Here is a 23,216-nt window from a genome sequence, read left to right on the forward strand (position 1 = left end):
GCGCGCGTCAAACTCAGCTGTCATCGCCCGGCTTGACCGGGCGATCCAGTACTCCGAGACGGCTGTGATTCAACGGATAGGCCGCGGCGTACTGGATTCCCCGCCTTCGCGGGGAATGACGGTGGAGAGAGCAGTGACTGCCCTCACCCCTTCTTCTTCGGCTCCCACTGCTCCACCGGGCCGCCGGCATCGCGCCAGGCGGCGTAGCCGCCGGCGATGTGGGCGACGGGCTTCAGGCCCATGTCCTTGGCAGTCTTCGCCGCGAGCGCAGAGCGCAGGCCGCCGGCGCAATGGAAGACGAATTTCTTGTCTTCCTGGAAGATCGGTTTTGCGTAGGGGCTCTGCGGATCGATCCAGAATTCGAGCATGCCGCGCGTGCAGGCGAACGCGCCGGGGATGCGGCCGTCGCGCTCGATCTCGCGGGGGTCGCGGATGTCGACGATGACGACGTCGCCGTTCTTGGAGATCTCGATGGCCTCCTTGGCGTTGAGCGTCTCGATCTCGGCATTGGCCTCGTCGATCAGCGCCTTGATGCCGCGGGTGATGGTCTGGGGCATGTGGTTCTCCCTCTTGTCGGCCGCGGCGCGGCCGTCCGGACTGACGGCGCGTGCAGCTAGTGCGTCAATTCCTTCATCGCACCCTCGAGCCCCTCGATCGTGATCGGGTACATGCGGTTGGCGAAGATACGTTTGATGATGGTGGTCGATTCCGAATAGTCCCAGTGCTTCTGCTGCACCGGATTGAGCCAGACCGTATGCGGATAGGTACGGATGATGCGGTCGAGCCAGACCGAGCCCGGCTCCTCGTTGACATGCTCGACCGAGCCGCCCGGCACCATGATCTCGTAAGGCGACATCGAGGCGTCGCCGACGAACACGACCTTGTAGTCGTGCGGGTATTTGTGCAGCACGTCCCAGGTCGGCGTCCGGTCGGTGAAGCGGCGCTTGTTCTGCTTCCACACGCCCTCATAGAGGCAGTTGTGGAAGTAGAAATACTCCATGTGCTTGAACTCGCTCTTCGCCGCCGAGAACAGCTCCTCGACCTGCTCGATATGCGAATCCATCGAGCCGCCGATGTCGAAGAACACCAGCAGCTTCACCGCATTGCGCCGCTCGGGCCGCATGTGCACGTCGAGATAGCCGTGATTGGCAGTCTCGCGAATGGTGGTGTCGAGATCGAGCTCATCAGGCGCGCCGGTGCGCGCGAACTTGCGCAGGCGCCGCAGCGCCACCTTGATGTTGCGGATGCCGAGCTCGACATTGCCGTCGAGATCCTTGAACTCGCGTTTGTCCCACACCTTCACGGCACGGTTGTTGCGGTTCTTCTCCTGGCCGATGCGCACGCCTTCGGGATTGTAGCCGTGGGCGCCGAACGGCGAGGTGCCGGCAGTGCCGATCCACTTCGAGCCGCCCTGGTGCCGGCCCTTCTGCTCCTCGAGCCGCTTCTTCAGCGTCTCCATGAGCTTGTCCCAGCCCATGGCCTCGATCTGCTTCTTCTCCTCCTCGCTGAGGTATTTCTCGGCGAGCTTCTTCAGCCACTCCTCGGGGATCTCCGCCTTCTCCATGGCGTCGAGCAGGCTTTCCAGCCCCTTGAATACCGTGCCGAAGACGCGGTCGAACTTGTCGAGGTTGCGCTCGTCCTTCACCAACGAGGTGCGCGACAGATAGTAGAAATTCTCGACCGAATAGTCCGACAGATCAGCGTCGAGCGCCTCCATCAGCGTGAGGTATTCGCGCAGCGTCACGGGGACCTGCGCGTCGCGCAGAGAAGTGAAGAATTGCAGGAACATGGGTAACAGATTGCCCGTCGGGGGGCGAACGTCAAGGGGCCGAGCCCGCCGCGGGACGCTGGACCGGTCGGCTTTTTGCTCTAGAATTGACCGTCTCACGGGGTTGTTTTGGGGACGTTTGCAATGGGAATTCTCGCAGCGCTCATCATTGGCGCGATCGCCGGCTGGCTTGCCGGCAAGATTGTCCATGGGGCGGGATTTGGGCTGATCGGCAACATGGTCGTCGGCATCATCGGCGCGCTGGTGGCGAGCTGGGTACTGCCGCAACTGCATATTGCGCTGGCCACCGGCACGATCGGCGCCATCGTGGATGCCACCATCGGCGCGGTGATTGTGCTCGTCATCCTTTCGCTGATAAAACGGGTCTGAAAGCCTGACCGAACCAGGAACGGCCGCCATGAGCGGCCGTTCCGTTTGTTGGACCAGGGCGATGCCCGGCCGACGACCAACAAGGACGCGCGATGAAATTTACCGGCACCAAGGACTATGTTGCGACCGACGATCTCAAGGTCGCCGTCAATGCCTCGATCGTGCTGGAGCGCCCGCTGCTCATCAAGGGCGAGCCCGGCACCGGCAAGACCGTGCTGGCGGAGGAAGTGGCGAAGGCGCTGAACGCGCCGCTTTTGACCTGGCACATCAAGTCCACCACCAAGGCGCAGCAGGGCCTCTACGAATACGACGCGGTGTCGCGCCTGCGCGACAGCCAGCTCGGCGATGCCCGCGTCTCCGACATCAGGAACTACATCAAGCGCGGCAAGCTGTGGGAAGCCTTCACCGCCGAGCAGCGCCCGGTGCTCTTGATCGACGAGATCGACAAGGCCGACATCGAGTTTCCGAACGACCTTCTGCTCGAGCTCGACCGCATGGAATTCCATGTCTACGAGACCGGCGAGACGATCAAGGCCAAGCAGCGCCCGATCATGATGATCACCTCCAACAACGAGAAGGAGCTGCCGGACGCGTTCCTGCGCCGCTGCTTCTTCCACTACATCAAGTTCCCCGACGCCGACACGATGGGCCGCATCGTCGACGTCCACTTCCCCGGCATCAAGAAGCGCCTGGTGGAAGAGGCACTCCGCATCTTCTTCGAGGTGCGCGAGGTGCCCGGCCTGAAGAAGAAGCCGTCCACTTCGGAGCTGCTCGACTGGCTCAAGCTGCTGCTCAACGAGGACATGAGCGTCGAGCAACTGCGCGAACGCGACCCGCGCAAGCTGATCCCGCCGCTGCACGGCGCGCTGCTCAAGAACGAGCAGGACGTGCACCTGTTCGAGCGGCTGGCGTTTTTGAGCAGAAGGGAAGTTTGAGGCACGCAGTCGCGCGATAGCGCTCCGCTGCAGCCGCACCACCGGGGTCATGCCCCGGCTTGACCGGGGCATCCAGTACGCCGCGGCTTCTCGGCTCAATCACATCAGCCTCTGGAATACTGGATCGCCCGGTCTAGCCGGGCGATGACAGTGAGAGTGTGGCACACGCCTGCCTCCCCACCGTCATTGCGAGCGCAGCGAAGCAATCCAGAATCCCTCCACGGAAACAGTCTGGATTGCTTCGCTGCGCCCGCAATGACGGAGCAAGGGGCAACGGCGTCGTTCTCCGACTCGCACTTCAATTGCAGACATGCGTTCACAGCCTCGCGGCTCATCTCGCCCGAGCTTCGCTTCATTCCTCGCCCCAAGAGACAGAGGGCGCAGGGAAGGCCGGGTGCCGGCGGCACCTGCGGTCTGCCGTGCGCGTGTAGCGCAAAAGAGACCGCACAACAGCATACAGGTGAAGCCCAACACACGGCCTTCCCTGCGCAGTGGTCGGACGGCTTATGCCGTGCTCTCCCGGGAGCCGAGTTCCTTCTGGCCTCCCTCACTCCCACAGAAGTCGCCGACACCGCGCCGGTTGACGCCAATGCCGCATCCGCAAGAGCTTGACCGTAGCAACGACGGCCAGGACCACACGGTTTTGCCGTACGCACACAGCGCCGCTCGTCCGCACGAAGCCTCGGGGCTCACGGAGAGCAATCCGCCCTGCCCTTAGCCTCTCGCGCCCGACGCTGCCGCGTCCACCGCAACCCGGCCCGCGTTTCGAACGACTCGCGAACCGCCCCTCTTCCTCGGACCGGGCTGCTTCGATCTATGCCGCAATTCCGAATTTCGGTAAAGTGGAATATTTTTGCACGGAGGGATTGACGGGGTGCGGGGTGTTTTGCCCGACGGGCTAAACCACCGCGACATGCAACGCTCTCGGTGCCCCGGACGCGCTGCAGCGTGCAACGCCGCTACGCAGAGCCGGGACCCACGCGTACGATCGCGCTCTCGGAGACATGGGCCACGGCTCCGCAGCGCACCGCACCGGACGATGCTTCGCATCGCCGGGAGCGCTGCGCAGCGTCCGGGACACGAGACCTTCCTACGCCACTGCGGCATCCGGCACGCGTGCGGCTTCCATCGGCTGCTTGCCGCGGATCAAATCCGAGGCGCGGTCGGCGATCATCATGGTGGATGCATTCAAGTTCGCCGAGATCATGCGCGGCATCACGGAGGCGTCGATGACGCGGAGGCCTTCCAATCCGTGGACGCGGAGCTGGTCGTCGACGACAGCCCAAGTGGAATCCGCCGGGCCCATGCGGCAGGTGCAGCCGGGGTGGAAGGTTGTGGTGCCGCGTTCGGTGGCGGCGGCCAGGAATTCGTCGTCGGTGTTGATGTTGGGGCCGGGGAAATCCTCGTAGGCGTAGTAAGGCGACAACGGCGCACTCTTCAGCAAGCGCCGTGCGAGCTTCATGCCGCCGACGATGACGCGGCGGTCGAGCTCGGCGTCGAGATAGTTGGTCTGGATGATCGGCGGCGCGAACGGATCGTTGGAGCGGATGCGGACATAGCCGCGGCTCTCCGGGCGCTGCTGCCAGGACGCGACCGTCATGCCGGGCTCGTCCTCGAGCTGACCCTGCACGCCCTCCTTGTAGCTCGCCGGCGTGAAGGTGAGTTGCAAGTCGGACGAGTCCGCGCTCTCGCCGGAATGCCAGAAGCAATAGACCATGGTCGGCGAAAGCGAGAGCAGGCCGCGGCGCGCGGTCGCCCATTTCAGCGCTTCGATCCACAGCGAGAAGCCGCGGCGGAGCTCGTTGATGGTCTTGATGTCCTTCACGCGCGCTACGGTGCGCGGGGCGTAATGATCCTGCAGACCTTCGCCGACCGGCAGCGCGTGGCGCACCGCGATGCCGTGCGCGCCGAGCAGATCGGGCGAGCCGATTCCGGAGAGCTGAAGCAGCTGCGGCGAATTATAAGTGCCGCCGGACAGGATCACTTCCTTGTTGGCGCGCACTTCGACCGGCGTGCCGCCGCGGCCGCCCTTGGTGTAGCGCACACCGACGGCGCGCTTGCCTTCAAAAATAATCTCGGTCGCGTGCGCGTGGGTGTGCACATGCACGTTCGGGCGCTTCATCGCGGGCTTGAGGAACGCGGTCGAGCCGGAGACGCGCAGGCCCTTGTCGATGGTGCGCTGGCAGTAGGAGACGCCCTCCTGGGTCTTGCCGTTGTAATCGGGGTTGCGGGGAATGCCGAGCGAGACCGCGCCTTCCATGAAGGCTTCGCAGAGCGGATCGCGCCAGTCCATGGTGGTGACGGTGAGGTTGCCGTCGCGGCCGCGATAGGTGTCCTCACCCTCGCCGACCCGCTTCTCCAGCCGCTTGAAGTAAGGCAGCACGTCGGCATAACCCCAGCCGCGATTGCCCATCTGCGCCCAGGTGTCGAAATCCATCCGCTGGCCGCGATTGTAGATGTGGCCGTTGATCGAGGACGAGCCGCCGAGCGTCTTGCCGCGCGGCGCATAGATGCTGCGCCCGCCGGTGTAGGGCCCCGGCTCCTGCTGGTAGGCCCAGTTGATGCTCTTCATGTGGAAGGTCTTGATGAAGCCCGCCGGCAGATGGATGTAAGGATGCCAGTCGCTCGGGCCCGCCTCGAGCACGCAGACGCTCGTGCTGGGGTCTTCGCTCAGCCGGCTGGTGAGGATGCAACCGGCGGAGCCCGCGCCGATGATCACATAGTCAAATCTGTCCATGATGCCTCGGCCGCCCCTAGCGCGGCTTGTCGTTGAGTTGATAGTTCAGATGCGCTTGCACCGTCGGCCATTCGGACGCGGTGATGCTGTAGACCACGGTATCGCGCAGCGTGCCGTTCGGCGCGATCTGGTGATTGCGCAAAATGCCGTCCTGCTTGGCGCCAAGGCGCTCGATGGCGCGGCGGCTCTGATGGTTGAAGAAATGCGTGCGGAATTCAACCGCGATGCAGTTCAATGTCTCGAAGGCGTGGGTCAGCAGCAGAATCTTGCATTGCGTGTTGAGCGGCCCGCGCTGCGCGCTCTTGCCATACCAGGTCGAGCCGATCTCGACGCGGCGGTTGGCGGCATCGATGTTCATATAGGTGGTCTGGCCGACGATCTTGCCGCCGGCATCGAACACGGTGAACGGCAGCATCGAGCCCGCGGCCTGGAGGCCGAGGCGGCGGTCGATCTCCTTGGCCACGTTCTCCGGCGTCGGGATCGCGGTGTACCAGATCGTGTAGAGCTCGCCGTCCTTCACGGCCTCCACCAGCCCCTCGCGATGCTCTTTCGACAGCGGCTCGAGACGGGCGTGCTGCCCACGCAGGGTGACGGGATCAGGCCAGGGCATTGAAGTCTCTCTCCGTTGTCATTGCGAGCGGAGCGAAGCAATCCAGAGTGTTACCTCTGAGGCAGCCTGGATTGCTTCGTCGCTTCGCTCCTCGCAATGACGGCTTGGCTCACTTATTCAAAAAGTTCAACGGCAAACCGCCGCGCGGCCAGTCCATGGCGATCAGCTCGCCCTTGCCTGAGAGCGTGATGTAGGCGGTCTTAAGCTCGGGGCCGCCGAAGGCGATGTTGGTGGTGACGCGGTCGCCGGTCGGGACCTGCTCCACCAGCGTACCGTCAGGCGCGATCACCGAGATGCAGCCGGAGACGAGGGTGGCGACGCAGACATTGCCGTTGGCCTCCACCGCGAGCGAGTCGAACATCTGGTAGCCGCCGAGGCCGCAGATCGGCTTGCCGCGCTCGCCGCGGTAGATCACCTCGCGCGGCTTGAGCGTGCCGGGCGCGGAGAGCTCATAGGCCCAGAGCCGCCCCGTCGGCGTCTCCGCGATGTAGACGGTGTTCTCGTCCGGCGACAGGCCGATGCCGTTCGCCGGCAGCACGCCATGCACGACCTCGACGATCTCGGTCATGCCGGGCTTGAGATAATACATGCCGCCGACATCCATCTCGCGGGCGCGGCGCTTGCCGAGATCGGAGAACCAGAGGCCTCCGTGCTTGTCGAAGACGAGGTCGTTCGGCCCGCGCAGATCGTGCTCGCCGCATTTGGTCACGACGGTCTCGACCTTGCCCGATTGCAGATCGACGCGCTGGATCGAGCCGCCGAGATAGCCGTCCGGCTGCGGGCCGGGCATGATCATCTTGCCGGTCGGAATCCAGGAGAAGCCGCCATTGTTGCAGATGTAGATCTTGCCGTCGGGGCCGAGGGCGGCGCCGTTCGGGCCGCCCGGCACTTTGGCGACGATCTCCTTGCGGCCGTCGGGATAAACCCGCGTCAGGCGCTGGCCGCGGATTTCCACCAGCACGACCGAGCCGTCCGGCATCACCACCGGCCCTTCGGGAAATTCGAGGTCGGTGGCGAGAACGCGAACGTTGGGCGTGGCAGTGGACATTTGGGGACCCTCCCGGCTGCTTGTTATGGCTTGCACGGGATGTCCGGCACGGGCCCCACACGCAAGATTTGCCTGCGGTTATGACAAAGTCGCCGGGGCTTGCCAAGCAAGCGGGATGGTATGCCAGCGTTGCAACGCAAAGCGCGATGACATATCGCGCTTTAGGTCTTGTTTGAGCATGATCTCTTCGGAAAATCGCTGCGCACTTTGCGCGAACGCGGCGCTTCCGGTCCGGATCGCGCTTACTCCCGCACTGGTATCCAAATCTCGAAGCCGCCATTGCCGGTCGCGGGATCGAATTTCTCGTCATAGCGCTCGAAGTTCGGCGCGTCCGCGGCCTTCAGGCCGGACACCGGCAGCCACTGATTCCAGATCGTGTTGACGGTGCGGCGGATCGAGGCGACGTGCTCGGTGTGGGTGAACACCGCGTAGCGCTGCTCGGGAATGCGGATGCGACCGAAGCGGCGCGGCAGGTCGGAGAAATCGGCGACCTCGACGCCGGCGATGTAGTCGAAATTGCCGGCATCATCGCCGTTGCAGCAGACGCCATAGGCGACTTGATTTTTCCCCTGGCCGACGCGCGCGGGGATATCGGCGACTTCCTGATGGAAGCGGTGCCACAGTCCCGGAATGGCGGCGCCGTTGTCGCAGGAGATGCGCTCGGCAGGGCCGGCGACGAGGAAGGCCTTCGCGGCTTCGAAACGCGGCGGGACCAGATGGTCGAGCATGGTGGAATCCATGAGGATCGGCTCCTGAAGCTTGAGTTTGTCGAGGCACGTTGCCGCCCGCACCGCTTCGGGTGTGGTGCCAAACTGGTCGCGGAACGCGCGGGTGAACGCTTCGTGCGAGCCGTAATCCGCCTCCAACGCCAGCGACAGGATGTCCGGCGCGCCGTTCGCAAGACTGCGCGCCGCTTCCGTCAACCGCCGCGCGCGCACGTAGCGCATCACCGGGAGTCCGGTGGCTGCGGCAAACGCCCGCACGATGTGGAACCGCGACACGCCAGATATCGCCGCAATCTCGTCGAGCGTCATCGGCTCGGCCAGATGGCTCTCGATATACCAGAGCGCGCGCTGGGCTGGGTTCATGCGTCAAAAGCCCTCGTTCGAAGCTTGGCGATGATGCGCTGACGGCCACCGCCTCGCTTGATCGGCATTGCTGTCCTTGCATGAGGATAGCCCCGGAATAGCCACTGGCAACGCCCCGGCATTCGCAGCTACACTCATCGAAACCGCTCACGAGAAAGAGGAACCGCGTCATGGAAATCACCGATGTGCGGGCGCATCATATCCGCATCCCCTATGACGCCGGTGTCGCGAGCTTTCGCCAGGGCGCGTCCGCAATCTCCGCGCTCGACATGGTGCTGGTCGAGGTCACGACCGATGCCGGACTGACCGGCTGGGGTGATGCCTTTGCCTATGTCTCCCCGCGCACCACGCGAAGCGCCGTCGAGGAGATGATTGCGCCGCAGGCCCGCGGGCTGAAGGTTCCCGATGCCGCAGGCATTCCCGCGGCGATGGAACAGATCCAGCGCAACCTGCATCTGTTCGGCCGCTACGGCATCACGATGTTCGCGATATCAGGGCTCGACATCGCGCTGTGGGACCTGGCTGCGAAGATCGAGGGCGCGCCGCTGCATCGCCTGCTCGGCGAGACCAGGCGCTCGTCCATTCCCGCCTATGCGAGCCTGCTGCGGATCGGCTCGCCTGAGAATATCGCCGGCGAATGCAAGAAGGCGCTCGCGCTCGGCTATGGCGCCATCAAGCTGCACGAGACCACGACGCCGGCGGTGTTTGCCGCCCGCGAGGCGATCGGGCCCGGCATCCCGCTGATGGTCGACATGAACTGCCCGCTCACAGGCGAGCAGGCGATCGCATTCGCGAAGGCATGCGAGGACGCGCAGCCGATGTTTCTGGAAGAGCCGGTCTGGCCGCCGGAGGATTTTACCGCGCTCGCCGACGTCCGCCGCAAGGGCGGGCTCGGTGTCGCCGCCGGCGAGAACGCCTGCACGGAGTATCAATTCCGCCAGATGATGAATGCGGGCGCGGTGAGTCATGCCCAGCCGTCGGTGACCAAGGTCGGCGGCATCACGGAATTTCTGAAGGTCGCCGCGCTCGCCGATCAGCTCGGCGTCAAGATCGTCCCGCACTCCCCGTATTTCGGTCCGGGCCTGCTGGCGACATTGCACCTGCTGGCGACGCGCGACGACGGGTTGGTCGAGATGTTCTATCTGACACGCGAAGCGTGTCTCTGGGGCGGCCGCGCCGATGTCGATGCCACCGGCCACGTCGCGGTGCCCTCGGGACCCGGGCTCGGCTATGAGCCCGATCGCGGCGTGATGGAGCGCTATCGCGTGGCGTGACCGCGACGCCTATTTCGCCGCGTCCTTCGGTGGCGGCGCGTCCTGCTTCTTCTTCAGATCTTCCGCGATCTTCACCTGCGTAGCCTGGAGATCGCCCAGCGTCTTCTGCAGGCCGGCCACAACCGTCTTCAACGCGTCGATCTGGCGGTTGGCGGCATCGAGCTTCTGCTGATGATCGAGCGTCAGCTTGGTGATCGTCTTCTGCAGGAAGTCGACGTTGCTCTGGAGGCAGCTCGTGCGCCGCTCCATGGTCTTCTCGACGGTACAGATCTCGATGCCGGGCACGTCTTGCGCGCGGACCGGCGCAATCGCCAGCGGGGCGAGCAACAACATCGCGAAACAAACGCCGGCACTTCGAAGCAGCATGCAGGTTCCTCGTCCAAATCAATCACGGCAATGTGCGGTTTTTGCTCGCCAACACCGGAGGCTACCACACTCGTACCGCATTCTCGCGTTGAGCTTGGCTTGTTCCCTTGGACGGGGAGCAGTGAACCGTGCGCGGAAGAAGTGGGCGCTCTTTCCGCGACTTTGATTAGGGGAGATTTTTGGAATGGCAACGCGCGATAGACGTCTGGCGGAATTCGATGGCGCAGGAGAACCGCCCCCTGGCCTGCCGGTCGAAGTGCTGTGTGAGGATCATAGCGGAACGTATCAACTGCCGTTCGCCTGCCGCTATGTCGAGGGCCGCTGGCAGAACGATGCGGCCGGCGTCCCGGTGGAAGCCACCGTGATTGGCTGGCGCGTGCCGCGCGTCAAGCACTCGGGCTTCGCCTGACGAGCGGCGTCTGTCTCAAAATGCAACGGGGCCGCGCTCTGCCTTAACGAACGGAACGCGGCCCGAACGAATCACGTCCGAATCAGCCGGAACGCCGTGTACGCGGCTGTTCACGGCTAGATGTCGCAACAAGCCCCCACGCGTATACAATATCTGCGCAGCATGTGGGCCGGCACGAGCCGGCCACGGGCGCTAAAAGTTAACGGCTTCAAAGACATGGCCGCCAGGCGCAGCAGTCCGGGCCTCGCCCCCAAAACAGGCAGGCGGGCGCTCGGCCTGCCTAATATTCGACCTCGAGCTCCTCGATCTCGGCCGGCTCATCCTTGGCCGCCGCGATCCATTCCTCCATCTCGGGCATGGCCATGATGGTATCGGCATAGGCCTTCAGCAGCGGCTCGAGCTTGACGTCATAGGTCACGAAGCGCGTCACCACGGGGGCATACATCGCATCCGCCATGGTGCGCCTCGCGCCGAACAGGAAGGGCCCCCCGGACTTCTCCAGGCAGTCGCGCCAGATGGACCAGACGCGGTCGATGTCGGCCTGCGCGCGCGACCAGATCTTGAAACCGGGGAAGTGCCCCTTCAGATTGACCGGCAGCGACGCGCGCAACGTCGCGAAGCCGGAATGGATTTCGCCGCAGATCGAGCGGCAATGCGCCCGCTGGACGCGGTCATCAGGCAACAGACCGGCATCCGGCATCGCCTCGTTGAGATATTCGGCGATCGCCAGCGTATCCCAGACCACGGCGCCGTCGTGGCGCAGGCACGGCACCAGGATCGACGACGACAGCAGCAGGATTTCCGCGCGCGCCGACGCGTCGTCCGGCGCGGTGACGATCTCCTCGAAATCGAGCCCGGAAAATTTCGTCAGCAGCCAGCCGCGCAGCGACCAGGACGAATAGTTCTTGCTGCTGATGGTCAGTGTCGCCTTCGCCATATGGCCCATTCCCTACGCCCGTGACCTGCACCCCGCCCTGCCCGCGGGAGTGCTCATGACCTGTGCTTCCCGCAAAAAGAGGAGCAAGCGATGTGCCAGTTCTGAGGGCGGCGTGGCCCCCGTTTGGCTTCGATATTGCATGACAGCGCGGGAGGGTGGGCGTTCCAGTATGATGTCGATGTATTATCAGGCCTTTCAGAACCAAATGGACCTCACCGCGCCGTGGCGGGCGGGAGCTTCGTCCGCGCTCAGATTCCTCAATCTGGTGCCGCAGGGCCTGTCGGGTCAGGTCGTCGGCCGGCTCTCGGCCGCGCTGGAGCTGATCTCGCGCTCCACCCTCACCTATGACCGCCCGGCCTACGGCATCGACAGCGTGATGGTGGGCAACCGCGAGATCGGCGTCACCGAGGAGGTCGCCTACGCGACGCCGTTCGGCTCGCTGCTGCACTTCAGGAAGGACGGCGCGCCGGAGCAGCCGCGCATGCTCCTGGTGGCGCCGATGTCGGGCCATTTCGCCACGCTGCTGCGCGGCACCGTGAAAACGCTGCTGCAGGACCACGACGTCTACATCACCGACTGGCACAATCCGCGCGACATTCCACGCCGCGAAGGCCGCTTCGGGCTCGACGATTACACCGATCATCTCATCGACTTCCTCGGCCAATTGGGCCCGCGTCCGCATATGGTCGCGATCTGCCAGCCCTCGGTCTCGGCACTCGCGGCCGCCGCGGTCATGTGCGAGGGCAACCACCCCTCGCGGCCCGCGACGCTGACGCTGATGGCAGGCCCGATCGACACGCGCATCCAGCCGACCAGGGTCAACGAATTCGCCAAGAGCAGGCCGATCGACTGGTTCGAGCAGAACCTGATCAACTACGTGCCGGTGCAATGCCGCGGCGCGCTCCGCAAGGTCTATCCCGGCTTCGTGCAGCTCACGGCGTTCGTCTCGATGAACCTCGAGCGCCACATCAAGCAGCACATGGATCTCGCCAACCATATCGCCAAGGGCGAGAAGGAAAAGGCCGCGAGCATCAAGACCTTCTACGACGAATATTTTGCCGTGATGGACCTGCCGGCCGAGTTCTATATCGAAACCGTGCGTGACGTGTTCCAGGAGCACCTGTTGCCGCAAGGCAAGTTGATGCACCGTGGCCGTCCCGTGAACACCAAGGCCGTCAGCCGCATGGGATTGATGACGGTCGAAGGCGAGAAGGACGACATCTGCTCGATCGGCCAGACGCTCGCCGCGCAAGACCTCTGCACCGGCGTGCGCGCCTATCGCCGCGTCCACCACATGCAGGCCGGCGTCGGCCATTACGGCGTGTTCTCGGGCAAGCGATGGAATAACGAGATCTATCCGCTGCTGCGGGATTTCGTGCACGTGAATTCGTGACTGTCATTTCCTGCCCCCAGACTGGGGGAAAACGGCACGTGCCTAATGCACTTGCTCGAGCAGCTCTTTCGCTTCCACGACTTCAGAAAGATTACGCTCCACATCGAATTCGGCCAGCACGGGAGTAAGCACTTCGGATACCCCGCCTGCTCGGCCATTTCTCTTATGCAGGCGTGCAAGTCCCAGGGCGCTGCGCAGCTCGAAGGTCTTCGTCTGCTGGTGTCGTGCGATCTCAAGCGCTCGGTTGAGGGAAGCTTCCGCACCGGCTTCGTCCGAAGGATCAAGACGCGACAAAAGCTCGCCGCGGGCGCGATGCAGCTCGGCATCAAGCCAATGCTGGCCGGATTGCCCGGTCCATGCGATCAATTCGCTCAAGATCTCCAGCCCGGTTTCGAGCTGGCCCGACGCTGCGTTCGCCAAGGCGACATGCATCCCCCAAAACGGCTCACAGAGATAGCAGTCATTCTCGTGCAGCAAGGTCCAGCCGCGACGCATTTCCGTCAGTCCGGTCGTTCGGTCGCCGGCACGCCACTTGGCGAGGCCATTTAGGTAGGTGCCGGCGGCCACATACAACGGCATCGTGTGGTCGCGCGCGAGACCGAGCGCCAGGATCGTCTCCGTTTGCTGCAACATGCCTCCGCATAGTCCGTCGAACACAGCGCGATGAACCAGCGCGTTGGCATGGGACAGCGCCCGTTTTTCTCCCGAAGCACTCACCGCTTCGGCGGCGAGGCGGCGTGCGCGCGCGATCTTTCCCAGCGGCCAAAGCACCAGGGCGAGAAACCTCATGATCACGAACGGGAGATCCAGTGCCGAAGCCCTGAACATCGCAGGATCCGGCTCGGCGCCATAGATCTCGAGTGCCTGCTCGAGATGCATCCTCGCGTTCAAGTAGTCACCGCCGAACCAGCAGGTAACCCCGCCCGTCCAATGTGCAACGACGGCGGTCACCGGTGAGTCCGGTCGTCGGTCAGCGGCGCTCCTGATGGCATCCGCCAGCTCCCGCATCGGAGCGAGTTCTCCGTGTGTCAGGCAAGCATTGAACAGACCCGAATGGACCGGCGCGAGTTCAACGGGATCATTGATGTCGGCAGCGAACCGTCGGGCACGCGTCCATGCGGCTACCGTTTCGGGAGCGCTGTGGCCGAGGCTGCCTCGCAATGCACGGCCATACTCGATTTGAAGATGCAGCCTGCTCATCATCCGGCGGGGATCATCCGGCACCTCATCGGCGGACGCAATCGCCTTGCCGAGATGCGCGATCGCCTCGGAATAGGCCGAGCGCTTCAGCGCTTGCTGGCCCGCCTTGCGCCACCATTCGAGGGCGATCTCGCTCAGCCCCGCCTCCGTGAAGTGGTGTGCCAGAACTTCCGGCTCAGTCTCGGCAACGACGGGAAACTTTTCGTGCAGGACATCGCCGATGCGCTTGTGAAGCACCTGCCGTTTGCTCTTGAGCAAGCCTTCATAGGCCGCTTCCTGAACGAGAGCGTGCCTGAAGCTATAGTTTGCGTCGGGCGGTGTCCCGCGACGCACCAGCAGCTCTGCCTCTTCGAGTTGCCCCAGCGCAGCGCTCAGTGTCAGATCATCGCGTCCTGTCACATATCTCAGCAGCGCGTATGAAAAGTCGCGGCCGATGGCGGCGCCTATCTGCGCCACCTCCTTGACGGGAGCCAGCCGGTCGAGCCGCGCCATCAGCGAATCCTGCAGCGTCGCGGGAATAGCGAGCGGCGGGAGCGGACTATCGAGGCGGTAGCGTCCGGAATCTTCGACGAGCAGTCCGGACTCCAGCACCATCTTGGTCAGTTCCTCGACGAATAGCGGGATGCCGTCCGTCTTGTCGATGATCTGCTCCATCATCTCGCGCGGCAGCTGGCGGCCAACGGTCACCTGCTCGACCAGCGCACGCGTGTCCTTCCGGTCGAGCCGGTCGAGCCGCAACAGGCTGACGTTGGCGAGACCCGACCAGGAGGGCTCGAACTCTGGCCGGGCTGTCATGAGCATGAGTATCGGCAGTCCCCTGATCCTGTCGACCCCGAGATCGAACAGTTCAAGTGTCGTGGCGTCGGCCCAATGCATATCCTCGCAGATAACCAGCAGGGGCTGCTCTCGCGCCAACCCCTCGAGCTGATCGAGAAGCGAGGCAAATGTCTGTCGCCGCTGCTGCGCCGGGCTCAAACCAAGCGGCGGATAATGGTCGCCGGTTGGAATCGAAAGGAGAGCCGCAATGAGCGGTGTCGCCCGGGCGACCTGCTGCGTTCCAAGCGCCAGCATTGCCTCAAGCTTGTCGAGCTTCTGCTCCGGCGTATCGTGCGAGCGGATACCGGCTGCGCGCTCCAGCTGCGCGACAAAGGGATGAAGCGCGCTGTTGGTGTGGTAGGGCGAACACTGATATCGCACCCGGCGGTGCGCCCCCAACGCTGGGTTTTCGGACAGCGTTGCGACGATGCGCGACTTGCCGATGCCTGCCTCACCGGAGATCAACACCATCTGGCCCTGCCCCTGCCATGCCAACTGCTGGCGCGAGAGTGTGAATTCGATCTCCTCCTTGCGACCGACAAAGCCGATCGAGCGCGCTGCGCGGACCGCCTCGAAGCGACTTTCCGATGCGGCCGTCCCCTCGACCGCCCAGACCGCGATGGGTTCGGCTATCCCCTTGACCTCGCGGCGGCCGAGATTGCGAAATGTGAAGAGATCGCCAAGCAGCCGGCGCGTCGACGAGGCGACGACGACCACTCCCGGTTCCGCCAGGCTCTGAAGCCTGGCAGCAAGGTTTGGTGTATCGCCGACCGTTGCGTGCTCCTCCGACGCATCGCCGCTGATGAGGTCGCCGACCACCACAAGCCCGGTCGCGATTGCGATCCGCAGTTCAACCCGTTCGGCGGCGCCCGTCTTGAGTTGCTCGACCGCAGCGATGGTGTCGAGGCCCGCTCGCACTGCGCGCTCCGCATCGTCCTCGTGAGCGCGGGGATACCCGAAATAGACCAGTATTCCGTCACCGACGAACCTGGCGATCCTGCCGTCATAAGCAGCGATGACGCTCGCACAGGCGGCGCGGTAGGCCCGGATCACTTCCCACATATCCTCGGGATCGAGACGCGCGGAGAGCGCAGTCGAGCCGACCAGGTCGCAGAACATAACGGTCAGGTGACGCCGCTCGGCGTCGTGAGGAGGAGCCGGCGATGCGATCAACGCGGCCGGATCGAGGTCGGCAATGGCACGCAGCATTTTGCGGCGATGGCCAAGCAGGACTCCGAGCTTATCGAAGTCCTCGGCCATCAGTTCGGGAAGGACGCCCATGTCGATCCCATTTTGGACAAAACGCTCTGCGTATTGTCCAAGCCCCAGCTTCTCGAGCCACTCCGCGATCTGCATTGGCTCCACCGATCTTGCGGTTGGCGGTTAGCAGAATTTCGGACCACGGCGCGCGAGGACAATATCCCAACGCCACCATGATGGCACGTCTTGTTTGTTGCGCGATAACTTAGGTTGCTCGATACCGATGCAGCGTCCAATCAAGGACATTGCTCGATGCAAACGGCGGCGCTACTAAAAATCGTCTGCACGCAACGTTGGACGACAGAAGTTGCGATGAGCCGTCAACCACTCGCCTTCAGACCTGACGTCAGCACTTGCACTGATGCCCACATCAAGATGCCAAGCAGACGTTTTTTCCGTGAGCACAATTGTCTTCATTCCTTGTCCTCGGGCACTTCGTAGTTTCGCGCCATCGTTCCCGCCGCAACTTGAAGCGAAGACCCAACGACCCAACAGCCGGCGAGAAAGGCTATCAGCCCATTGGGTAGGCTTTGATCAAGGACAAGGATGCTGACGGACAGAGTTGCCGCAATCGCCGCGCCGAACGTCCCGGCCGCACTCATGATCTCAGCAACCTCAGAGCCGTTGTATTCTTCCGAGGTGCTCGAAATCGACTTCCGAGCGACAGACCGGGACAAATCAATTCCAACATAATAGCTGAGAGCTCCGTAGAGCATCGTTAGCAGCACGATCCAGCCGCTTTCAAAAAGCCCGCCTTTCTGACGCAACAGGGTCGCACCCACATAGAGGCCGCAAGAGGCCCCAACGGCTGCGAGCCCAATTCTTTCGAGGAGATGGGCCGACTTGATAAGACTGGAACGGGCGATCCCAAGATTACCGGCGTACCTCGTTAGGGAAAATGCGCTGGAAACTGCGTTGCCTATCTTCATTGGGGGCTCCTTAGTAAGTAGCAGCCTACCGGCCGACCCCGATTAGAAGCTGCGTGGACGCGTTTCGCGATGCCCTCGATTCCAATTTCCAAAAGATGTGGCTGAGTGATGGGGCTGGCTTGCTCGTAACCAAGACGAGAGCCAATCCAAAGCTGCGAGCTCGCGGCTTCGCAGGCATTGCATCTCACCCGTGTCTGTCAGTCAGCTCCGGGTGCGGCAATTTCTGGGAGGAGAGTTAGCTCGAAAAGAGCGTAATGGACTATGAGACTGTTCACATACTCCTGTGCCCTGTCGCTCCATCCAGTCACGATTTCAGGAGGACTAAGTTTGCATCGTTGCATACGCGGGAGCACAGAAGCGCGAACTGACAGGGGCCGTGAGTTCGCAAGCTGTCCTGCGTTTCGCCACGTCAGATCTATTCGCGTCGTGTAGGCCGCGGCGCACCGCAAAACTCTCGTCAGGCGGATGGCCGATGCCGTCGCGCGAACTCCTCGTGCAGGAAATCGGCGGACTTCACCCTGGCTTCGTCGTCCCTCAGCGTGATGTCGCCGCCTGCTGAAGGAAGGGCCGGGATGCTTGCCCGGAAGCGCGGCGCCTCACGAATTCACGGGCACGAAGCAGGCGATCTCGCTGGCGAAGCGGCACTGATTTGGATTCTGCTTCTCGCGCTCGAATACGCGCTACGCGTCCTGCCCGCCATGGGTTTCGCGGCGCCATGCGCCCGGACTGACGCCGACCATCTGCGTGAACACCCGCGTGAAATGGCTTTGATTGGCAAATCCGGCCGAGATCGCAATCTCGGACAACGGCAGGTTGCGGACGGTCATCAGCTGCGTGGCCGCCTTCACGCGCTGGCGCAGCAGCCATTGATGCGGCGGCAGGCCGGTGGAGATCCGGAATGCGCGTGAAAAGTGGCTGACCGAAAGGCCGAGCTCGGTCGCGATCTGCTCCAGCGCGACCTTGCCTGAGAGATCGGAGTCGAGCCGGTCGCACGCGCGCTTCACCTGCCATGGCGCGAGCCCGCCGCGGCTAGGCTCAGCGACAGGCTTCAGCCCGCCATAAGTCTGGGCGACGTGGGCGGTGAGCGCGAGCATCATGTGATCGACGAAAAGCTGGTTGGTCTCGTCAGGCCGACGCAGTGCTTCCTGCAAGCTGGCGCCGATATGTCGGATCACCCCGTCGTCATGGCCCACACCGGGCTCGTAGCTGAGCTCGCCAATGCGCGGCGCGCCGGGTTGCCTCGCCATGTCGTGAAGGGCCGGGCGCGGCAAATAGAAGAAGAGCGAGTGAAACGGCTTGTCGATCACATAGCGCGGGTCGCGCTTGAGGTCGTACAGATAGGTCGCGCCCGCACGAATATCCTCCCTGGTGACGTAGCGGCCTTCCTCCCAACATTCGCAGGCGGGATAGTCGCGGAGCTTCAGGCTGACAAGGTAAGCATCCTCCGCCGGCAGCGAGCCGGAAAGCTCGGGCGTCGGCTTGTCATTGCGGACTTCGGTGACCGCGAGTTCCGCGCTGCGCAGCGAGCGCGTGATCAGAACCGGAGCTTCCTTCACGCGAAGGCCCCGCCCGAGCCTCTGCCCGTAGACGCCTGCTTGTGTCATTTCAATATTCCATCCGTGAAAGGCACGTCCGCGCCAGCCTTTCGGAGTCGATGCATTATTAGAGATCGACGGCCGACGGTCCAGCTTCGCCGCATTAGCATATAGATTGTGGCAGGTGGTCGCACTCCGTCGCGACGATGTGAATTCATTGTGATTTCAGCACGATTTCACAAGATTCGCCTCGCGAAGGACAACATCGTTAACGACTGCGGCAGATCAGGGCACGATATTATCGTGCGTTCTCGAAAGCATCCGCTACGCGCCTTCGCGCGCTAGGCCGACCATTCCTCGCCCCAGACCTGGACGACGTGGCCGGGCGAGACTTCGCGATACTGCCGGACCGGCGGCTGATAATCCGGTGCGCGCACCGGGCTTCTGATCTCGTCGTTCGAGGTCTCGCGCTTCGTGCCGCGGCGCGATGGATCGGGCACCGGCACGGCGGTCATCAGCTTCTTCGTGTAGGGATGCTGCGGATTGCCGAACAAGGCTGCGCGCGGGCCGGTCTCGACGATCTCGCCGAGATACATCACGGCGACGCGATGGCTCATGCGCTCGACCACCGCGATGTCGTGGGAAATGAAGAGATAGGCAAGGCCCATGCTGGCCTGGAGGTCGAGCATCAGGTTAACGACCTGCGCCTTGACCGAGACGTCGAGGGCAGAGACCGCTTCGTCCGCAACGATCAGCTTCGGCCCGAGCGCGAGCGCGCGCGCAATGCAGATGCGCTGGCGCTGGCCGCCAGAGAATTCGTGCGGGAAGCGCGCGGCCATATCTGCGGTCAGGCCGACGCGCACGAGCAGATCGGCCACCTTGTCGCGCGCCTGTGAGGCAGTCGCGAGACCGTTGGCCTGCAGCGGCGCGGCGATCGCCGTCCCCACCGACATGCGCGGATTGAGACTCGCGAACGGATCCTGGAAGACGATCTGCATCTGCTTGCGGAAGTCGCGCAAGGTCCGGGCGCTCATGGCGAGGACGTCCTGACCGTCGACCAGGACGGTACCGCTGTCCGGCTCCGTCAGCTTGAGGATGGAGCGGCCTGTCGTGGACTTGCCGCAACCGGACTCGCCGACCAGCGCCAGCGTCTCGCCGGCACGCAGAGTGAAGGAGATGTTCTCGACCGCGTGGACCCGGCCCGAGATTTTCCCGAACAAGCCCGAGCGGATCGGAAAGCGCGTGGTGAGGTTGGCGACTTCGAGCAGGGGCCGCTCGGCCATCGAGACCGTGTCGGGTGTCTCCGCCGGCTCGTCCGAGGTCCCCGTGACCTTGTCGACGATCGGAAACCGCATCGGCCGCGTCCGCCCGCCCATCGAGCCGAGGCGCGGTACGGCCGCCAGCAGCGCGCTCGTATAGGGATGCGAGGGCGCAGCGAAGATGCGTGCGGTCGCATCGGTCTCGACCGCCTGCCCGCCATACATCACCACGGTACGATCGGCGATCTCCGCGACCACCCCCATATCGTGGGTGATGAAGAGGATCGACATCCCCTCCTCCTGCTGGAGCTCCTTCAGAAGCTCCAGGATCTGCGCCTGGATGGTGACGTCGAGTGCCGTCGTCGGCTCGTCGGCGATCAACAGCTTCGGCTTGCAAGCGAGCGCCATCGCGATCATCACGCGCTGGCGCATGCCGCCGGAGAAACGATGCGGATGCTCGTGGAAGCGTGATGCCGCCGCGGGAATGCGGACACGATCGAGCAGACGGATGGTCTCCGCCTCCGCAGCCGCGCGCGACAGACCGCGATGCTGGATCAGCGCCTCGGCGATCTGGAAGCCGATGGTGAGCACCGGATTGAGGCTCGTCATCGGCTCCTGGAAGATCATGGCGACATCGTCGCCACGGACATCCGTCATGCTCGCTTCGGACAGCGTCAGCAGATCGCGGCCCGCGAGGGTGATGCGCCCCTCGACCCGGCCGCTCTCCTTCGGAATGAGCCGCATGATGGAAAGCGCGGTGACGCTCTTGCCCGAACCGGACTCGCCGACGATCGCCACGGTCTCTTTGGCCGCGATATCGAACGATACGTCGCGGACGACGGGAATCCATTGCCGCTCGCGCAGAAACGACGTGGTCAGGCCCGCGACCGACAACACGGGCGCCTGCGCTTCGGCAACGATCGGATCAGGCCTGCTTGCGCCGATGCTCATGCGATTGCCCTTAATAGCCGCGACTGCGATCAACGCGCCCCGGCAGATCTTCGCCGCGGCGGTGGCGTGCAATGACGTCGAGCACGAAATCGACGGCCGTATCAGGCGTCGTCATGCTGGCATTGTGCGGCGTCAGCAGGATGCGCGGGTGACTCCAGAACGGATGGCCGGCGGGCAGCGGCTCGGGCTCGGCGACGTCGAGCACCGCACCTGACAGCGCGCCGCTGTCGAGCGCCGCGAGAAAATCGGCTTGGACGAGATGCGGGCCACGCCCGACATTGACGAGCCCTGCTCCGCGCGGCAGGCGCGCGAACAGATCGGCATTGAGGATGCCGCGGGTCTCGTCGGTCAGCGGCAGCAGGCAGACGAGAATGTCGGCCTGCGCGAGGAAGTCCGACAAGGCGTCCACGCCAGCGTAACAGGTGACGCCTTCAATCTCGCGCGGCGAACGATTCCAGCCGAGCAGCGGGAAGTCGAATGCCTTGAGCCGTTCGAGCACGGCCTGGCCGAGCTGGCCCAGCCCCATCACGCCGACACGACGACGTTTGGCCGGCGTGATCCGGATCTCGCGCCAGACCTGCTCTTTCTGCTGGTTGATGAAGTGCAGGAGATCGCGATGCAGGGCGAGCACGGCCATGGTGACGTATTCGACCATGGTCTCGGCGATGCCAGGCTCCAGCATGCGGACGAGCGGAATGTGCGGTGGAAGTTTTGTGGCATCGAACTGATCCACGCCCGCACCGACCGAAAAGACCAGCTCGAGATTGGGAAAGGTCGTCGCGATGTTATCAGGCGGCACCCACGCCACCAGGTAGCGCACCTCTGCGGGATCGCCGATGTCGGGCCAGAGCCGGAACGGCACATCGGGCGCGCGCTCCGCGAAGAAGCGCGCCCATTCGGCGCCGCGAACCATGTTGGCCTTGTAGAGAACCGTCATGCCACCAGCACTCTCAGAACGGGCTGACCGGCGCGAGACGCCGGCCGTCGATCATGCGCTTGTGGCTGTAGGCCGCGGGATCGACCAGCGGCGTCGCGCCGGTCACGATGTCGGCGGCGAGCTTGCCGGCGGCGGGGCCGATGCCAAAACCGTGGCCGGAGAACCCGGTGGCGAGGAAGAAGCCGGGCAACGCATCGACCGGCGAGATCACGGGGATCGTATCGGGCGTGCAGTCGATCGTGCCGCCCCAGGCTTCCGCGATCTCGATGTCCTTCAGCTCCGGGTTAGCCTTGATCAGCGAGGCCAGCGCCGCATTGACCAGCGACATGTCGGGTTCGGGATCTCGCACGCGCTCGGTCTCGAACGGCGACGGCTTGTCGAAGCTCCAGCTCGTGCCGCGCACGATCTGGTCGAAGAACGACTTGCCGAATGAGAGCTTCAGCCCGTTCTTGCGATGCAGATAGGTCGGCCAGAAGGTGCGCGCGTAGCGGAACAGGTCGGGCGACAGCTCGACCGTGCCGCGGTTGCGCAGCGCCAGCGTAAAGCCGCCGTCGAGACGGCGGCGGATGCAGTAGAGATCGGTGCCGAGCGCGCCGGACGTGATCTCCGGTCCCGGCGTGGTTCGGCATGCGGTGGCGTTGACGAGACCGATCGGCAGCTCGATGCCGTGGCGACGGCAGAACAGCGACGACCAGGCGCCGCCCGACAGCAGCACGGACTGGGTACGAATGGTGCCCTTCTCGGTGACGACGGCGCTGACCTTTCCGCCAGTCGTCTCCAGCCCGCGCGCGGCGCAGCCTTGATGGATGGTGACGCCGTGTTTTCGCGCGGCGGTCGCAAGCGCAGGCACCGCCATTGACGGCTCCGCACGCCCGTCGCTCGGCGTGTGCAGGCCGCCGACCCATTTGTCGGTATTGCCCGGCATGCGCTCGGCGACCTCGGCCGGCGTCAGCACGGTCGAATGGACCTGCATCTCGCGTGCGACCGCGGCCCAGCGCTCCCAGCTCGCGAGCTCGTCCTTGCTCTTGGTCAGGAACAGCACGCCGGTGCGGCGAAAGCCGGCATCGACACCGGCGTCGTTCTGCATGTCCTCCCACAGCCGGAGCGCCTCGCGGGCCAGCGGGATCTCCTCACGGGCACGGCCCTGCTGGCGGCACCAGCCCCAATTGCGGCTCGACTGCTCGCCGCCGACATGGCCCTTCTCGACGAGGGCAACCGAGAGGCCCTTCTTCGCCAGATGATAGGCCGCCGAAACGCCGATGACGCCACCGCCGATGACGACGACGTCCGCCTGCGCCGGCAGGCGTTCGTCGCTGTTTATACGGGTGAGCGGCGGGGACATGGGACACTCCAGCTATTCAGTTCGATCGAAGC

The 23,216-nt window shown here is 64.1% G+C and carries 19 protein-coding genes; 5 read left to right on the forward strand and 14 right to left on the reverse strand.

Annotated features, from left to right (window positions below):
• Positions 1 to 143: 143 nt before the first annotated feature.
• Together AB7008_RS38905 and AB7008_RS38910 are read right to left on the reverse strand one after the other, a co-directional pair.
• Positions 144 to 557: a rhodanese-like domain-containing protein gene (locus AB7008_RS38905; RefSeq protein WP_014492863.1), complete on the reverse strand. Its 414-nt coding sequence runs from the start codon at positions 555 to 557 to the stop codon at positions 144 to 146.
• Positions 558 to 613: 56 nt separating this feature from the next.
• Positions 614 to 1,789 (reverse strand): vWA domain-containing protein, encoded by a 1,176-nt coding sequence (locus tag AB7008_RS38910; protein ID WP_028156289.1) that lies wholly within the window; start codon positions 1,787 to 1,789, stop codon positions 614 to 616.
• 123 nt (positions 1,790 to 1,912) lie between these two features.
• Here AB7008_RS38910 and AB7008_RS38915 point away from each other — a divergent pair, with 123 nt between their 5' ends.
• Entirely contained in the window at positions 1,913 to 2,158 is a 246-nt protein-coding gene (locus tag AB7008_RS38915; protein ID WP_028152331.1) for a GlsB/YeaQ/YmgE family stress response membrane protein, read from the forward strand.
• 92 nt (positions 2,159 to 2,250) lie between these two features.
• Positions 2,251 to 3,093 (forward strand): AAA family ATPase, encoded by an 843-nt coding sequence (locus AB7008_RS38920; protein ID WP_028152332.1) that lies wholly within the window; start codon positions 2,251 to 2,253, stop codon positions 3,091 to 3,093.
• 1,090 nt (positions 3,094 to 4,183) lie between these two features.
• On the opposite strand, the gene AB7008_RS38925 is transcribed toward AB7008_RS38920, so the two are convergent.
• From AB7008_RS38925 to AB7008_RS38940, 4 genes are all read right to left on the reverse strand, one after another.
• On the reverse strand, positions 4,184 to 5,830 hold the full coding sequence (locus AB7008_RS38925; protein WP_028156288.1) for a GMC family oxidoreductase: 1,647 nt from the start codon (positions 5,828 to 5,830) through the stop codon (positions 4,184 to 4,186).
• A gap of 16 nt (positions 5,831 to 5,846) precedes the next feature.
• Positions 5,847 to 6,440 carry a GNAT family N-acetyltransferase gene (locus tag AB7008_RS38930; protein WP_041953173.1) on the reverse strand — a complete coding sequence of 198 codons (594 nt, stop codon included), beginning with the start codon at positions 6,438 to 6,440 and terminating at the stop codon, positions 5,847 to 5,849.
• 109 nt (positions 6,441 to 6,549) lie between these two features.
• The gene (locus tag AB7008_RS38935; protein ID WP_038934950.1) at positions 6,550 to 7,488 is read right to left on the reverse strand and encodes an SMP-30/gluconolactonase/LRE family protein; all 939 of its coding nucleotides are present in this window, start codon (positions 7,486 to 7,488) and stop codon (positions 6,550 to 6,552) included.
• Between the two features lie 242 nt (positions 7,489 to 7,730).
• On the reverse strand, positions 7,731 to 8,576 hold the full coding sequence (locus tag AB7008_RS38940; RefSeq protein ID WP_304491143.1) for an AraC family transcriptional regulator: 846 nt from the start codon (positions 8,574 to 8,576) through the stop codon (positions 7,731 to 7,733).
• Between the two features lie 170 nt (positions 8,577 to 8,746).
• On the opposite strand from AB7008_RS38940, the gene AB7008_RS38945 reads away from it, so the two are divergent.
• Positions 8,747 to 9,850 (forward strand): mandelate racemase/muconate lactonizing enzyme family protein, encoded by a 1,104-nt coding sequence (locus AB7008_RS38945; RefSeq protein WP_304491144.1) that lies wholly within the window; start codon positions 8,747 to 8,749, stop codon positions 9,848 to 9,850.
• 9 nt (positions 9,851 to 9,859) lie between these two features.
• Here the strand turns inward: AB7008_RS38945 and AB7008_RS38950 are convergent, their stop codons facing one another.
• Positions 9,860 to 10,216 (reverse strand): hypothetical protein, encoded by a 357-nt coding sequence (locus AB7008_RS38950; RefSeq protein ID WP_304491145.1) that lies wholly within the window; start codon positions 10,214 to 10,216, stop codon positions 9,860 to 9,862.
• 184 nt (positions 10,217 to 10,400) lie between these two features.
• Between AB7008_RS38950 and AB7008_RS38955 the strand changes: the two genes are divergently transcribed.
• Positions 10,401 to 10,625: a hypothetical protein gene (locus AB7008_RS38955; protein ID WP_014492853.1), complete on the forward strand. Its 225-nt coding sequence runs from the start codon at positions 10,401 to 10,403 to the stop codon at positions 10,623 to 10,625.
• Between the two features lie 280 nt (positions 10,626 to 10,905).
• Here the strand turns inward: AB7008_RS38955 and AB7008_RS38960 are convergent, their stop codons facing one another.
• Positions 10,906 to 11,562 (reverse strand): glutathione S-transferase family protein, encoded by a 657-nt coding sequence (locus AB7008_RS38960; protein ID WP_304491146.1) that lies wholly within the window; start codon positions 11,560 to 11,562, stop codon positions 10,906 to 10,908.
• A 169-nt stretch (positions 11,563 to 11,731) separates the two neighbouring features.
• Here AB7008_RS38960 and AB7008_RS38965 point away from each other — a divergent pair, with 169 nt between their 5' ends.
• The gene (locus AB7008_RS38965) at positions 11,732 to 12,955 is read left to right on the forward strand and encodes a polyhydroxyalkanoate depolymerase (RefSeq protein ID WP_304491147.1); all 1,224 of its coding nucleotides are present in this window, start codon (positions 11,732 to 11,734) and stop codon (positions 12,953 to 12,955) included.
• 42 nt (positions 12,956 to 12,997) lie between these two features.
• On the opposite strand, the gene AB7008_RS38970 is transcribed toward AB7008_RS38965, so the two are convergent.
• The 6 genes from AB7008_RS38970 to AB7008_RS38995 all read right to left on the reverse strand — a co-directional run bounded on the left by AB7008_RS38970 (position 12,998) and on the right by AB7008_RS38995 (position 23,184).
• Positions 12,998 to 16,327, reverse strand: a complete 3,330-nt coding sequence (locus AB7008_RS38970) for an adenylate/guanylate cyclase domain-containing protein (protein ID WP_304491148.1) — start codon at positions 16,325 to 16,327, stop codon at positions 12,998 to 13,000.
• 317 nt (positions 16,328 to 16,644) lie between these two features.
• Positions 16,645 to 17,160 (reverse strand): hypothetical protein, encoded by a 516-nt coding sequence (locus AB7008_RS38975; protein ID WP_304491150.1) that lies wholly within the window; start codon positions 17,158 to 17,160, stop codon positions 16,645 to 16,647.
• A 680-nt stretch (positions 17,161 to 17,840) separates the two neighbouring features.
• On the reverse strand, positions 17,841 to 18,764 hold the full coding sequence (locus tag AB7008_RS38980) for a helix-turn-helix domain-containing protein (RefSeq protein ID WP_028156278.1): 924 nt from the start codon (positions 18,762 to 18,764) through the stop codon (positions 17,841 to 17,843).
• Between the two features lie 272 nt (positions 18,765 to 19,036).
• Positions 19,037 to 20,905: an ABC transporter ATP-binding protein gene (locus tag AB7008_RS38985; protein ID WP_441260515.1), complete on the reverse strand. Its 1,869-nt coding sequence runs from the start codon at positions 20,903 to 20,905 to the stop codon at positions 19,037 to 19,039.
• Positions 20,906 to 20,915: 10 nt separating this feature from the next.
• Entirely contained in the window at positions 20,916 to 21,842 is a 927-nt protein-coding gene (locus AB7008_RS38990; protein ID WP_441260516.1) for a 2-hydroxyacid dehydrogenase, read from the reverse strand.
• A gap of 13 nt (positions 21,843 to 21,855) precedes the next feature.
• Positions 21,856 to 23,184, reverse strand: coding sequence for an NAD(P)/FAD-dependent oxidoreductase (locus AB7008_RS38995; protein WP_441260517.1), 1,329 nt, complete (start codon positions 23,182 to 23,184; stop codon positions 21,856 to 21,858).
• Between the last annotated feature and the right edge of the window lie 32 nt (positions 23,185 to 23,216).

This window comes from Bradyrhizobium sp. 521_C7_N1_3 (genome assembly GCF_052075975.1).
In the GTDB taxonomy this organism is placed as follows: Bacteria; Pseudomonadota; Alphaproteobacteria; order Rhizobiales; family Xanthobacteraceae; genus Bradyrhizobium; species Bradyrhizobium japonicum.